The following is a 15,283-nucleotide window of genomic DNA, read 5'->3' as shown; positions in this document are numbered from 1 at the left end:
TTCATTATATTTTTCAAAGCATCGAGCTTTATTCATGATTCCCCAATCACAAAAAATAGTGATTCAGTTAAATATATGCAAACCGTGAAATATAAGAACCAATATTTTTATATTAATTTATTTATTTTTATGATTATAAAATTCAGCTTACCTGGGATTACCAAGCAAACTGAAACTGATTAAAATCGTTAACAACAGGGATAATTAAATAATCTTCGACTGCATGACTAAAATCAGTCAAAATATCATTTCTAATTGCAGCAAGTCGGACATCTTCACGAACACGTGGGTGTGGCAAATGAACAGGAACAATCCGCTTGATTCGACCTGGATTCGGTTGCATCACCACAACACGATCACCGAGGAAAACTGCCTCTTCCACATCATGCGTTACGATAATCATGGTAATTTTTTCGGCTTGCCAAATCCGTTGTAATTCCTTTTGTAGATTGGCGCGTGTTAGTGCATCTAGTGCGCCAAAGGGTTCGTCTAGCAACAATATTTTAGGTCGATTAATCAGGCTTCTCGCAATCGCAACACGTTGACTCATGCCCCCTGAAAGCTGTGCTGGATAAGCATCTTTAAACTTAGTCAAACCAACCAACTCAATATGCTCATCAATCAACTGATTCTGTTCCGCAACCGTTAATTTACGATTTAACAATGCAACCCGAATGTTATCTTGTACATTCAGCCAAGGAAATAATCGATGATCTTGAAAGACAATACCTCGCTCTAGACTGGTACCTTGAATCGGTTGTCCATCGACTAGAATCTTACCTTCAAATTGATCATCCAAGCCGACGAGTAACCGTAATAAAGTTGATTTTCCACAGCCACTACTGCCAACGATGCTGACAAATTCCCCCGATTTAATCTCCAAAGAAATATCATCCAATACAGTTAAGGCATGCTCTTGATACTGTCCATACGATTTATTGAGATGATTAATTTTTACTGAACCAACATTTAATGATGTCATTTTAGCCCCCCTAAAATAGAAATCAAAAATATAATAAGATCAATCCTTACTATATTTTCGATATGACTTTCTATAGTTTTGCCAAAGCAACTTCTGTAGACTTAATTAAAACAATGACTTCACTACCTAATTCTAAATTTAGATTTTTAACTGATCGTGTCGTAATCACTGAAGTAAAAACTCCCGCAGGTGTTTCTACATCCACCTCAGAAACTACACTTCCTTCAATAATTTCTTTAACCACACCACGAAATTGATTACGCACATTAATTTGAGGAATACTCATCTTTCACCACTTTGCATCTGTTTATTAAATTATGTACTCACATATTAGGCAAATCATAAATATTTAGAACTATTATTTTTGAATACTTTTTGATTAAAAAAATATATTTATTTTCAATCATTGATTATTATTTTTTTAGCAAAGTAATTTCCAACCAATAAAAAGGTGAACTTCTGTCACCTGATTATTTAATACAACTAGCCTAATAACTCTTCCAACATAATATTGACTACTTTATCGTTTCCCACTAAGCCGTATTTGACCAATCGTGCACGCACGATATTGCGACTAATCCCTAAAAGCTTTGCTGTTTGCACCTGATTACGATGGCAATATTCATAAGCAATACGAATCGTGGCTTCCTCAATCAAGCGATCAAGATTTTCATTTTTCAAGGCATGGGAGGACTCAAATAAATTAAGAAGCGCATGCTGCAACATTTGTTTAGGCAATAAATCTGTTCGTGGAATGGTTTGCGTACTTTTTTCCAAGTCAGAAATTTGTCGTAAATTTAGGCTACTGGATAAGGATGCAAAGCAAAAATCCGTAGGTTGAATTTGATGGTTCTTGCAGACCAGTAAGGCATGATGAATGGCATTTTCCAGTTCTCGAATATTACCCGGATAGCCATAGGTCAATAGTTTCTGAACTGCGCTTGGACTCAGTGTCGCAATGGGATAACCCAAACGCTTGCAATATTGGGCAATAAAAAAATTAGCCAACGGCAGAATGTCCCCTGGACGTTCTGCCAAGGGTGACACTTTCAGCAATGCCACATTCAGACGATAGAATAAATCTTCACGAAACTTACCAGCTTGAACTGCCTCATCGAGATGGACATTGGTTGCGGCAATGACACGTACATTCAGCTTAATTGGCTTGAGTGAACCGACGCGAACAATTTCACGCTCTTGCAAGACCCGTAACAATTTCACCTGCATCGCAGGAGATAAATCACCGACTTCATCCAAAAACAATGTGCCATGATTCGCCGCTTCAAACCAACCCGCCTTGCTATTGATCGCACCAGTAAATGCACCTTTTTCATGTCCGAAAAGTTCACTTTCCGCCAATGATTCTGTAAATGCACCACAATTTACTGCCACAAAAGGACCACGACTACGCTGGCTCATCATATGCACCTGACGGGCAACCAGTTCTTTCCCCGTCCCAGTATTGCCAATAATCAGGACGCTGGCCTCGCTTGGTGCAATCTGTTCGATACGATCCAGCAAATCTCTTGATTTTTGATCTTCAAAAACCATTGCTGTGGCACGCTCAGTACGCGTTAAAGTCTGATTTTGTGGATAAGTAATGAATGACATGCATTTACTTCCCTATTGTTCTAAAAGAGAAGTTATCTTGCATGACTATTTGCTTAAATAGAAATCAGTAATTCACCTTTGTTATTTCCATTTATTAAAATAGAAATAAACGTCAGTTAATTAAACTACAAAGATGATTTAATTTTGACTATATTCATTATATTGATTGCTATATATCTTTTTATAATCAATCTGATTTTGTTTTAACTGACCTTCTTCAATTAAATTATCCACCCATATTTTAAAATCATTATTTTTAAATTTTCCAGCAGTACTTGGAATTCCCCACTGTGTCCAATATTTTAACATGGCATTATTTTCAGGGCGTTTACGCCTCTCCAAAATCTGCTCGAAGCGTGCGATCACCTGATCCCTCGGTTGTTGCCTAGACCACTCAATCGCTTTGGCAATGCCAGTGACCACTTTACGTGTGGTATTCGGATGTTCAGCTATATAGCGATTTGCCATGACATAAGTTCCAGTTGTCAGATCGCCAACAAGGTCATAATCACGATAAAGACGACGTACACCACCCCGTTCGATTGATGGGCCTGTCAATGGTGCTAAATCCACATGACCATTTCTTAGTGCTTGCTCTGAAGAACCAGGTGGCAAGACCACAAGCGTGACCTGATTGATTTCCTCAGGGCTGAGTCCTCCTTTTTTTAAGTAAGTCTTGAGCATATATTCCACTTGTGCACCCAGAATATTGGTGCCGACCTTTTTACCAATTAAATCTCTGGCTGAATGAATTGGACTATTTTCAAGAACATAATAGCCAGCAAAAGGATCATCGAAAGTCCCATAGGCAGCAATCACAACAGTGCCGGGTACGCCACTGGCGACCATTTTAACCGCTGAACCTGCAAAACTTGGACTACTAATATCACTATCACCTGACAAAGCAGATTGAATACCTTGTGGCCCGCCTGTGGAAACACCCTGATAGCTTAATTTGATTGGCGCAAGATAACCCAAATCTTCAGCCAGCTCTAAGGGAGTAACGATGCCTGGCGAACCGAGATATTTAAATTCTAAAGATTCAGGTCCATCCAATGTGTCCAGTTTCGATTCTTGTTTCGCACATCCCAACAAGATGAGTGACATTGTCACCATACAACTCAGATCAAATAGATGCTTTCCCCAGCCTTGCTTAAACATGTTAATCTACTCCTGACTAGCGTTCGATTTTCCAAGCGGTCAAACGCTTTTCGATCGCAAGCAGACTGTAATTAAACAGCAAGCCAATGGTAGTAATACTTATGATGCCAAAGAACATTTCAGGAATCTGGAAGTTATATTGCGCATAATTAATCAGATAACCCAGACCTGCTTTTGCCCCAACCATTTCAGCCGCAATCAGCATCAATACTGAAAAAGACCCTGCCAAACGCACCCCCACAAAAATCGTTGGAATCGCTGCGGGTAAAATCACTTTACGGAATAACTGAATCGAACTCAGCCCCATGGTTCGTGCAGACTTGATCAACAATGGATCAACATTTCGAACACCACTAATCGTGTTCAGCAAAATTGGCCATGTGCAGGCATAGGTCACCAATGCAATTTTCGAACTTTCACCAATCCCAAGAAAAAGAATAAACACAGGCAATAAAGCTAATGCAGCCGTGTTGCGGAACACTTCCAATAAAGGACTCAGAAACTCGGAAAAGCGTGTGTACCAACCAATTGCCAGCCCCAAAGGAATCGCGACAATGATCGCAAAAATAAAACCACTGAGAGAACGGATTAAACTGGCTTGCAAATGCGTCAAGAGTTGTCCATTTTGGATCAAGCCCCAACCACTGAGCAACACGGTGGAAAATGCTGGCAAGAAAGCGGAATCGACCAAACCAATCCGCGGTACGATTTCCCAGATGGCTAAAAAGAGTAAAATCGCAGCTGATCGTTTAAAACTTGTGGAAAGCCAGCTTAGATTAAAACCATCCCCCAAAGAACTGATCTTAGGTGGAGAAGAAATGGAACTGGACTGAATTGTTTTTGGAAACGTTAATGTCTCTTTTGTACTCGACATAATCACCTCTGCTTCTTATTAATCTTTAAAATACGTTGTGCTTAAGCAACCAACTGCTTCTGTTTTTCCTGCTCTTGAGCCTTCAATACTTCTTCACGTAACAAGCTCCAAATCTGATGACGCAATTGGCTGAATTCTGGGCTGGAACGTACATCCTCCTGATCGCTTCGTAGCTCAGCAGGAACTTCAATCACCTGTTTGATTCGCCCCGGACGTGAGGTCATAATGGCAATGCGCTGCCCTAAATAAATGGCTTCATCAATACTATGGGTGATAAAAATGATGGTCTTCTGAGTCTGTTGCCAGATTTTGACCAATTCAGCCTGTAAGGTTTCACGGGTCTGCGCATCGAGTGCGGCAAAAGGTTCATCCATCAATAGAATGTCTGGGTCATAGGCCAGACTCCGTGCAATTGCGACCCGCTGTTTCATGCCACCTGAAAGTTCATTGGGATAATGATGTTCAAACTCCGCCAGCCCCACTAAATTTAGGAAATACTTTGCCGTTTGATAACGCTGTTGTTTATCAACACCTTTTGCATCCAAGCCAAACTCAATATTTTCTAGGGCCGTTAACCACGGAAACAGTGCATATTGCTGAAAGACAATGCCACGCTCCAACCCCGGTTTTTTAATCGCTTGCCCATCAATAGTGATTTGGCCTGAGCTTGGTGTGGTTAAACCAGCCAAAAGATCTAGCAATGTTGATTTTCCGCATCCACTCGGACCAACAATGGCAACAAACTCACCCGCCTTGACATCTAAAGACAGATTTTCAACCGCTACAAAATCTTCTGCTTGGACTTTTGCGCCTTTGACTTTTTTGGCAGCAAAAGACTTATAAACATTTTCAATTTTTAATTTTGTGCTCATTGGCTATGCTCCTTACTGTGCTGACCGTCAGCTAGATTTTTATTTTCACTTGCATAGGGATTAAACTGATTAGTGAATAAAGCATCCGCCTTAACCTGATTCGGTTTAAACTCACCACGTTTCTCAAATAGGTCAATCCAACGTTGATATTGCGCTGCGTTTAACAATCCACCTTGGCTCACTACGCCATAGCTGCGCCAGTACTGCATCAATACATCGCTTTCATTGCGTTTTCTTTTTTCAATAATGCTTTTAAAGCGGGCTAAGACTTGTTCACGAGGCGTTTGCTTAGTCCATTCCACAGCTTTGGCAACACCTGTGACAAATTGCCTGACCACTTCTGGATGCTGCTGGATGAATTTTTCAGTGAAAACATAACTGCCTGCGGTAAAACTGCCATACAGATCCGTATCTGAGACCAGTTTTCTTAGACCACCGCGTTCCAAGGCCTTGTCTTGGAAAATAGAAACCAGTGCTGCAGCATCTACCTGTCCAGCACGTAAAGCTTGTTCGGTATTGGTGGGAGGCAACACTACGAATTCAACTTGATTGATTTCATCATTACTTAAACCTTGGCGAGCTAAATAGTCTTTTAAAACAAATTCATAATGTGCACCCAAAGTGTTTACTGCCACTTTTTTGCCGATCAAATCACGCGCTGAATGAATCTGACTATTATTCGGGACGTAATAGCCCACCCAGCTTTTGTCATCACTGCCATAGGAGGCAACCACTGCTTTGATCTTAATCCCTGCCGCAGCAAGCTTAATGATTGCACCATCAAAAGCAGTTGCCACATCTACATCGCCCGTGGTTAATGCTTGTAAGTCCTGCGGACCACCTTGCACGCTCCCCACATATTTCAACTTTAAGTCACCTAAATAACCCAAGTCTTCAGCCAGCTCAGGCAATGACACTACACTGGTTAAAGATTGGTAGCGGAGTTCATGTACCTGATTGGCTGGAGTGTCAGATTGTTTACTACATGCCATGAGACTGAATGCCATTAAACTGAATACACTGAGCTGCCCAAGCGATTTAAAGCGACGTTTGAAAAACTGCCGAAAATTCTGTTGTTTCATTTTATTATTCTCCTAACGTCGCCAAACCAGAATACGACGCTCAGCTATATTGGCTAAGCTATTCCACGCCACACCGATAAAACCAATCACAATTAAACCAAATACAATCAGACCGACATCTAAAGCAGCCCGCCCACGAATCACAATATTGCCTAGTCCAACACCATAGTTAGCCAACAGGAACTCTGCCCCGATGGTCGCCACCCAAGCGAAAATCAAACCGAGTTGTAATCCCAGAAAGATTTGACTGGCTGCCGCAGGTAAAATCAGTTTGCTCAAGGTCTGCCAAGCATTAAATTGATAGACTTTGGCAACTTCGTATTGATGCAATGGAATTTGTCTTACCCCATCGATGGTATGTAAGGCCACTGGATAAAAGACGGAAAGCACAATAAATAAGATTTTTGCGCTATTGCCATAATCTAAAAAGGTGGTGATTAACGGTAACCAAGCAAACAAAGAAATCTGCCGTAATACATTAAAACTAGGTAAAAATAAATAATTGGCCCAGCATGAGACCCCTACGACAATGCCAAAAATAATGGCTAGAATACTGCCCAAGACAAAACCCGTCAGATCACGGAACAGACTTGCGCCTAAACCTGTCCAAAACTCTTGCTGCTGAAATTGATGAATTGCAATCTGCACCACCTCAAATGGTGCTGGAATGAGTTTAGGATTGACCCAATTCAACTTGGATGCGATCGCCCACAACATAATGAAAGCAATCGGCAGCACCAAACCGTAAACGTTTAAATAACTGAAATTAAATCTTGGTTTTGATGTAGACCTAATAGACATATTCAATCCCTCTTTAAAATGCACTGCGTTGCCAATGGCTAAACCAGCGTTCAACCCAGCCCAAGATATGATCTAAAACAAAACCAACAATCCCGATCACAATGACAGCCATAAAAATAATGTCAGGTTGGATCAGTTGCCGTCCCCACACGATCAGATAGCCAATTCCTTCACTACTGGCTAACAGCTCGACAAAAACCAGAGACAACCACGCTTGCATAATCCCCTGACGTAAGCCACTAACAATATTCGGTAATGCAGAAGGCAAAATGACACGGCGAAATCGCTGCCATGTACTAAAGCGATACACCTGAGAGACTTCTAATAAATGCGGAGGTACATTCAAGACACTTCGATAAGTCGCAACCAGCACAGGTACAAATACCGCCAGTGAAATCGCTGCAATTTTTAGACTTTCATCAATACCTAAAAAAATCATCAGTAATGGAATCCAGCCAATCACTGGAAATTGCGCAATCAGATTAAAAGTGGGATAAATAAACTTGTGTGCGATACGTGATAATCCAATCAGGAAACCTAAGAACAACCCGACGCTCCCCCCGACCAAGACACTCCAAGCAACCCGTTTTAAGCTGATCCATAAATTATCCTGTAACTCATGCGTATCTATGAGCTCCAACGTGGTTTGCCAAACTAAGGCTGGGCTAGGCAAAATTTGTTCAGGTAACCATTGCTTCTGAAAGGCATAATGCCAAACCGCCAATGCAATCGCAGGTAAAACCAAAGCCAATACAATACGAACTGCCCATAGGCCAATTTGCTTGAAATAAGGGGCTAAATTGATTCGCTGCCAAGTGTGTTCATTTTCTAATTGAGTTTCGATACTACTCATTTTATTGACCCTCTATTTCCGAATACATTTCAATCTCTAGCGGCGGTGCTATAAAAACTTGTGTAAGTTGCTGAGAAAAACCGATCAGCCCGCCAAATAAAACCGCTGAAATAAGAAACATCGACTGTAAGCCCCAATAGTGACCCAACCAGCCTCCCACAATACTTCCCAATAACGCACCTGCGGGTCCTGCCATCGCGGTTAATCCTGAAACCTTTGCCATTCCCAAGCGTTCACCCACATTGGCAAACATGGTGAAATTGACGATATGCAGCATCGCGAGACCCAAGCCCAGAATCACAGCACCCACCCAAAGCAGCACGGAAATTTTAGGTATGCCCAGCATCACAGATGCCACCGCAACAAAAGCAAAACCCGTTTGATAAAAGCGTTTTATTCCCCATCGTGTCAGCAAAGCTCCCGTCGTAAATAAGGCTACGACAAACACAGCTCCTTGTAGCGTTACCAAACTGGCAGCAATCGTTTCACTCAAGCCAAAATCCTTGATTGCAATAACAATAATGAAAAAGCCGTAGTACGCCATCACCGCATTGCTCGCCATTTCAATCAAACTGGTGCGGCGTAAAGCCTGATCTTGCTTTAATAAAACCAATTGCTTGGCAATAACAGCAAGGCTAAATGCCTCATCTCGCTCTGCCTGACTAATTCCTGTTGGGCTTACGCCAAAGGCCAAGGGTGTAAACAATATCGGTAAAAGAAAAAGTCCAGCAATCCACCAAAACGCACCTGAGAATCCCACCGCACTTACCAAGCTCACTGCCAGTAAAGGGCCAACCAGAAAGAACCCCATCATATGTGTGCCTCTAAACCATCCCGCCCGAGCAGCACCTATGCTTTTTAAATGCTGCATATAGACTGTATTGAGTGAAACAAACCGCATCGGCATGCATAACCCAACCAAGAAAGTAGCTAAAATCAGATACCAAATAGCTGGATAAAATGGCACCGTGACATACACCAGCGCTGCGAGAAAACTTCCTAATACAAACATTGTCTTAGGCCCATAGCGTTGTACTAAGAGACCAATTGGCAATCCGATCAGCAAAATACCGAGACTCTGTACCGCGGCAATCAACCCCATTTCAAACTCATTCGCAGCTAACTGCACCGCATATAAAGAAGTGACGATTTTCGCAATTCCAATCCCCAAGCCTGCGCACAATGCTAAGCCAATAAAGCCCAATACAAAGTGCCCCTGACCCAGTTCGACCTGAGCAACCGATTCCTGACGCATAGGTCATTCCTAAAATGGTGAACAAATAAACTGGCTAGCCAAAGGCATACACACCCTTGGTCTAACCCAAATCACAATTACTTTTTACGGTTGCCATTTACATCAAATTTTGGCCAGAAGTTTTCTAGTTTGAGCTCTTGAATTGCGCTGTTCAGATACTTCGGTTCAATCCAAGAATCCACATCCACTGGACGGCGAATCAGTTTGTAATCAATCGATTGCTGAACCGATTTCTTTAAAGAATTGACTGCATAATCATCAAAATATGGTGAGTTACGATCTTTCAGCGAGTAATCATCCCAGTCTTTTTTATAGTCTAGATAAGGCACGCCACTTTGCGCCCAGAGTTTATATTGGGTATCACGATTCTTTTCATCGGAGCTCCACACGTTATCTTTAATAAATGTGGTCACCACACGCTGCACAATTTGTGGGTATTTCTTCTCAAAATCCTCACTCACCCATGCCACCAATGGGCCATTCAGATTTGGATCTTTACGTACTTCTAAAATACGCTTTGCCACACCACGTGCTTCTAATGTCCAAGGACTGGTAATCAAACCATCAATATCACCCGTGGAAAGCGAGGTTTGAGCTGAATAAAAGTCCTGACTGATCACACGGAAATCTTTTTCAGTGAAACCATATTTCCGTAATAAACGACCGAGGATTAGCTGTTGATTGGTGCCTTTAAACACAGAAATGGTTTTGCCTTTTAAATCCGCCAGACTTTTCGCACCTGAATCTGATGGCACTGCAAAATACACAGGTCCAAAACGTCCCGTCACAAATAAAAGTTTGGATTTCAAACCCGTTGAACGTCCGACAATCGAAGGTAGATCGCCATGCCCGATACCAAAATCGACCTTTTTATTGGCTAAAGCTTCATTTAGCGCGGGTCCTGCACCTGGAAAAAATGACCATTTCACCTTGATGCCATCTTTGGCAAATTCTTTTTCCAAAATGCCGCGTAGATTGGCACTTGCATAAGCACTTCCTCCGACTTTAGGTTTTCCACCTACACCTGCACCGGGAACCCCCAGTCGGATTTCTGTGGGATTGGTTTCAGCAAAAGCTGAGAAACTGGTGGCAACCAGCAAACCTGCCGCTGCACCAATAAATAAATGTTTCGTCAAAAATTTCATTGTGTCATTACTCATATTGGAAAATTAAAAGGTGTATTGGAATTGCGCTTGTACTTCTGAGAAGTTTTTCTGCGCAGCTGTCTCGTGGTCATAGCTCCAGCGATTCAGCCCTAATTGGAATTTGGTGGTTTGTGCGAAGAAGAAATTTAGCCCCAAGGTATGAATATCGACTTTGCCGAGTCCATGCCCAGCAATGCCGATCACATCTGCGCCTTTATTTGGGTTATAGCTGTCATAGCGATAGAAGCTCTGAATTGATTTCGGCCAGAAGTCATCAAACTTGGCAACGGATTTCACGCTGTTATAAAATTGATCGCCAAAGGTATAAAACAGGGTTGCGGTATGCCCTTCAGACTTTACTTCTGAGCTTGAACCTGTCGCAGTTGCATAATCACTGAGTCCTTTGACATATTCATAAGTCACGCCAAACGGTGCATGGTTATAGTAGATATCGAAGCCCAGACGATCATTGCGACCGTTACCATCGAGAACATTACTGCCTGCGATAACGTTTTTACTGCCTTTGAGATAGGAAGCACCAAATTTCAACTCACGGAACCAACTGGCATAATCAACGGGTAAGGTAAAAGCCACTCGTCCGATATAATCTTTCTTGTCATTGTCATCGACTTTATTGGTGCCATTGCCATTGACCACCCCCAAAGCATATTCAAATAACGGTGCACGATAGTTTGATGAATAATCAACAAATGGTTTTACATCACCACGAACTATCAGACCTGTCTGACGATTGAATAGCCCCAATTGCGCCAATCCTGTTGCAACATTAATGGTCGGTCGTAAATCCTCTGGAGATTGTGGGTCTAAGCCAAAGGGAATCAATTGTTGCCCCAGCGTCACGTTTAAACGTGGGACTTCAGGACCACCATTGGTTGAAGTAAAGTTATAGCGTAAAAAAGCATCAGCCAAATTCAAATCGCTGGCACTGCCTGCTGTACCCGTACGCTTGCCGTAGCTAAAAGACAATTGGTAATCTAAGTTTTTGCCTTCTTTATAATCTCGATATAAATTTCCTCTAACCCCGAATAAAGCCGTAGGGATATCAAACGTATTACGACGAGGTGTAACTGGTGCAGGGTTCCCAGCAGAGGTATCTCGACTTTGTGTTTGTGCCCGAACTTGCACAGTTCCATATAAAGTTGCATCTCGTGTCGACTTCACCGAAGTCCGCTCATATTGGCGTGATTGATCATATTTATAGTTTTCTAAATCACTTCGGAAACCTGCCAGCTCACTTTGAGTCGCAAAACTATGCTCCGTATTTTCTTCCTGAGCCTCTGCCGATGCATCATCTTGGGCTGTAAGTTGCGCTGTCTCACTCAGCTCCGTTGAAGCTTGCTTCTTTTGCTTTAATGCATTGACCTGCTGCTGTAGAGCAGTCAATTGCGCCTGTAATTGCGCTAATGTTGTATCAATATCTTCTGCTGCTTGAGCTGTGCCGCTTCCCAACAGTGTTGCAATGCTCAAAGCAATCGATAAAGAGAGATAATGTTTTTTCACCAATAAAACCCCTAAAACTAAAACCATAAAATTTGAGTAAAAAAATCCTATGTGTGACTGAATAAGCAATCACACCGAAAAAGATTCGAACTAAATGAATTAAAAAATGAGAGAGAAATTAACTTTCCATACAACAACGCAACATCTTCATCCTGTGCTCCTCAGCCTGCATAAAATCAATCTTTGATTTATATACTTTGATCTTTGCAAGCAGCATGCCAATTATTAAGCAATTGTTTTATATTGATATTTATAAAAACACATCCACTTCTCTCTGTTGAAGCACTGTTGATTTTCCAACACCCTGCTTATACCAAAACAGCACATTTCAAGGTTTCTATTTCTTATTTTTTGATATAGAGACTCAGTCGCTTTGTTCTAAAAATAAAAAAAGACAGTTGGATTGACTCAACTGTCCTGAACAAAACCAAAGTTAAATTATAGGAGATTATCTATGCCTTAAGGTGCGGGATTAGGATGGGCTTGATGGATTTGCTCAATTCCCTGAATGACCTCATCAGTTAACTGTAGGTCAATACTTTCAATATTGGTTTTAAGCTGAGTTAAATTGGTCGCCCCAATAATATTACTGGTGACAAAACGGCGACTATTTACATAGGCTAAAGCCAATTGGGCAGGATCTAAATCATATTGTTTGGCCAATGCTACATAACGACGAATTGCATCTTCAGAGGCTTGCCCTTTATAACGGGCAAAGCGTTCCCATAAGGTTAAACGTGCGCCTGCTGGTTGTGCACCATCTAAGTATTTTCCTGTCAAAGCACCAAAAGCCAAAGGTGAGTAAGCCAGTAATCCGACCTGTTCTCGTATGGCGATTTCGGCATTGCCAATTTCAAAACTACGGTTCAATAAGTTATATGGATTTTGGATGGAAACAACCCGCGCTAAGTCCAATGTTTCGGAATACTTTAAAAACTGACTCACGCCCCAGGGTGTTTCATTGGATAAGCCAATATGTCGGATCTTGCCTGCTCGAATCAAATCGGACAAAACTGTCAAGGTTTCTACAATTGGAACCGTTTCTTCATTTTCAACATGCGTATAGCCCAATTCACCAAAATGATTGGTACTGCGATCAGGCCAATGAAGCTGATATAGATCAACATAATCCGTCTGTAAACGTTTCAGGCTATCATGTAGCGCAGTTTCAATATTGGCTCGATCCAACTTGGTTTGACCCGAACGAAAATGCGAGGCTTGGGTTAATTTCCCTGAACGGCCTACCACTTTGGTTGCAATCAATACTTGGTCTCGTTTCTGTGACTGCTTTAACCATGTCCCAATATATTGTTCAGTTAAGCCTTGTGTCTCGGGTTTCGGTGGTACGGGATACATTTCAGCCGTATCAATCAGATTTACGCCGCGCTCCACTGCATAATCCAACTGCTCATGCGCTTCGGATTCAGAATTCTGCTCGCCCCAAGTCATGGTGCCGAGGGCGATGACACTAACATCAATATCAGTTTGACCTAATTTTCTATATTGCATTTTTCACTCAATTCAATTGTGATAACACAAGAGTGACGCTTAAAAGTCACTCTTGTTACTTTGATTCATGATTTAGTTTTAACATGATTTTAACTGGCTTTGTTTTTTTCAGCTTGTCGGGCAAGGACATATTGATTTTCTGGACGTGCCAAGCCTAGGTTTTCACGTAAGGTCGTTCCTTCATATTCAGTACGGAACAGTCCACGGCGTTGTAGCTCAGGCACAATCAATTCAACAAAATCATTTAACCCAGCAGGTGTACTTGGTGGCAAAATATTAAAACCATCCGCGGCTTCATTTTCAAACCATTGTTGTAATTGATCGACGATCTGCTCAGGTGTACCAATCAATTGCCAATGTCCTCGTGCACCCGCCACCCATTCATACAGCTGACGGATACTGAAATTGTTTTTCTTGGCAATATCTGCAATTAGAGCAGGACGACTCACCATGCCTTGGCCTTCACCCAATTCTGGGAATGGACCATCCAAATCATAGCCTGAAAAATCAAAGCCGCCACTTAACCCACTCAACAAGGCAAGCCCTGCTTCTGGGTGAATCAGGTCTGTAAGCTGTTGGTATTTGGCACGCGCTTCTTCTTCAGTACGACCCACAAACGCAGAAACGCCCGGTAAAATTAAAAGCTCATCGGCTGAACGCCCATATTTGGCCAAACGACTTTTTACATCACGATAAAACTCTTGCGCATCTTCCAGCTTTTGATTGGCCGTGAAAATAACTTCGGCATACCGAGCTGCTAGATCACGTCCCGGCCCTGACTGCCCCGCTTGTACAATCACAGGATAACCTTGTGGTGTACGCGGCACATTCAAAGCACCTTTTACCGCATAGTATTTGCCTTTGTGGTTCGGGTTATGCACTTTCTCAGGGTCATAAAACACACCTGATGCCTTGTCATGAATAAAGGCATCATCTTCCCAGCTGTCCCAAAGTTTTTTAATCAGATCAACATATTCCTGTGCGCGCTCATAACGCTCTGCATGTGGAATTTGTTGTTCATAACCGAAGTTAGCCGCGGCAGCTTCCGAAGCAGAGGTCACTACATTCCATCCTGCTCGACCATGGCTGAGATGGTCCAAAGAAGCAAATTTACGCGCCAATAAATACGGTTCTTCATAGGTGGTTGATGCAGTTGCAATAAAACCAATATGTTTGGTCACCGTTGATAAAGCTGCGAACAAGGTGACAGGTTCAAAGCCCGCTACCTTATCGCTATAGCCTGTTTTCTCAGCTTGTCCGAAATTAACGGCGAGACCATCTGCCAAGAAATAGGCATCAAATAAGCCTTTTTCAGCAAGTTGTACCTGCTCTTTAATAAAATCAAAATCCACTGCTTTGGTCGGTTGCGATTCAGGATGTCGCCATGCAGCGACATGTTGTCCAGTAGCTGGAATAAATGCACCTAATCGAATTTTTCTACTCATGTTTTGCTCCAAATTTGTTGTTAAACACAATTTATCTTTCACTGTGGTTAATACAAATTGAATGCCATGTTTTTTATTTATAAATATCAATCAATTAAAAATTATTAATTTTATCAATGTTTCAGCAACAGCACGATTCTGTTGAGGAGGTGGTGCTAAATCAACACCTCTT

The 15,283-nt window shown here is 42.0% G+C and carries 14 protein-coding genes; all 14 read right to left on the bottom strand.

The features are described from left to right. Positions 1–157: 157 nt before the first annotated feature. The 14 genes from WA352_RS15295 to WA352_RS15230 all read right to left on the bottom strand — a co-directional run bounded on the left by WA352_RS15295 (position 158) and on the right by WA352_RS15230 (position 15,111). Positions 158–982, bottom strand: coding sequence for an ABC transporter ATP-binding protein (locus tag WA352_RS15295; RefSeq protein ID WP_033134038.1), 825 nt, complete (start codon positions 980–982; stop codon positions 158–160). Positions 983–1,052: 70 nt separating this feature from the next. Then, positions 1,053–1,268, bottom strand: coding sequence for a TOBE domain-containing protein (locus WA352_RS15290; protein ID WP_004654121.1), 216 nt, complete (start codon positions 1,266–1,268; stop codon positions 1,053–1,055). A 197-nt stretch (positions 1,269–1,465) separates the two neighbouring features. Further along, positions 1,466–2,593, bottom strand: coding sequence for a sigma-54 interaction domain-containing protein (locus WA352_RS15285; RefSeq protein ID WP_005187522.1), 1,128 nt, complete (start codon positions 2,591–2,593; stop codon positions 1,466–1,468). Between the two features lie 138 nt (positions 2,594–2,731). Beyond that, on the bottom strand, positions 2,732–3,754 hold the full coding sequence (locus WA352_RS15280; RefSeq protein ID WP_033134039.1) for an ABC transporter substrate-binding protein: 1,023 nt from the start codon (positions 3,752–3,754) through the stop codon (positions 2,732–2,734). Between the two features lie 16 nt (positions 3,755–3,770). Continuing rightward, positions 3,771–4,628 carry an ABC transporter permease gene (locus WA352_RS15275; RefSeq protein ID WP_005204470.1) on the bottom strand — a complete coding sequence of 286 codons (858 nt, stop codon included), beginning with the start codon at positions 4,626–4,628 and terminating at the stop codon, positions 3,771–3,773. 41 nt (positions 4,629–4,669) lie between these two features. Then, on the bottom strand, positions 4,670–5,500 hold the full coding sequence (locus WA352_RS15270) for an ABC transporter ATP-binding protein (protein WP_033134040.1): 831 nt from the start codon (positions 5,498–5,500) through the stop codon (positions 4,670–4,672). Beyond that, a complete protein-coding gene (locus WA352_RS15265; protein ID WP_033134041.1) occupies positions 5,497–6,582 on the bottom strand; it encodes an ABC transporter substrate-binding protein in 1,086 nt (361 codons plus the stop codon). Before WA352_RS15265 ends, WA352_RS15270 begins: the two co-directional genes overlap by 4 nt. Positions 6,583–6,594: 12 nt before the next feature. Then, complete coding sequence (locus tag WA352_RS15260; protein ID WP_336143091.1) at positions 6,595–7,383, bottom strand: ABC transporter permease; 789 nt, start codon at positions 7,381–7,383, stop codon at positions 6,595–6,597. 13 nt (positions 7,384–7,396) lie between these two features. Further along, positions 7,397–8,236: an ABC transporter permease gene (locus tag WA352_RS15255; protein ID WP_033134043.1), complete on the bottom strand. Its 840-nt coding sequence runs from the start codon at positions 8,234–8,236 to the stop codon at positions 7,397–7,399. A 1-nt stretch (position 8,237) separates the two neighbouring features. Next, the gene (locus WA352_RS15250; protein WP_033134044.1) at positions 8,238–9,491 is read right to left on the bottom strand and encodes an MFS transporter; all 1,254 of its coding nucleotides are present in this window, start codon (positions 9,489–9,491) and stop codon (positions 8,238–8,240) included. Positions 9,492–9,568: 77 nt separating this feature from the next. Next, positions 9,569–10,636 (bottom strand): ABC transporter substrate-binding protein, encoded by a 1,068-nt coding sequence (locus tag WA352_RS15245; protein ID WP_033134045.1) that lies wholly within the window; start codon positions 10,634–10,636, stop codon positions 9,569–9,571. 24 nt (positions 10,637–10,660) lie between these two features. Beyond that, positions 10,661–12,184: a hypothetical protein gene (locus tag WA352_RS15240; protein ID WP_050511477.1), complete on the bottom strand. Its 1,524-nt coding sequence runs from the start codon at positions 12,182–12,184 to the stop codon at positions 10,661–10,663. Between the two features lie 432 nt (positions 12,185–12,616). Next, positions 12,617–13,666, bottom strand: coding sequence for an NADP(H)-dependent aldo-keto reductase (locus WA352_RS15235; protein ID WP_033134046.1), 1,050 nt, complete (start codon positions 13,664–13,666; stop codon positions 12,617–12,619). An 89-nt stretch (positions 13,667–13,755) separates the two neighbouring features. Further along, positions 13,756–15,111, bottom strand: coding sequence for an LLM class flavin-dependent oxidoreductase (locus tag WA352_RS15230; protein ID WP_033134047.1), 1,356 nt, complete (start codon positions 15,109–15,111; stop codon positions 13,756–13,758). Positions 15,112–15,283 lie beyond the last annotated feature (172 nt).

Origin of the sequence: Acinetobacter sp. 102 (assembly GCF_037028485.1) — a bacterium.
Classification (GTDB): domain Bacteria; phylum Pseudomonadota; class Gammaproteobacteria; order Pseudomonadales; family Moraxellaceae; genus Acinetobacter; species Acinetobacter higginsii.
This window is presented reverse-complemented; position numbering and strand designations above follow the sequence as displayed.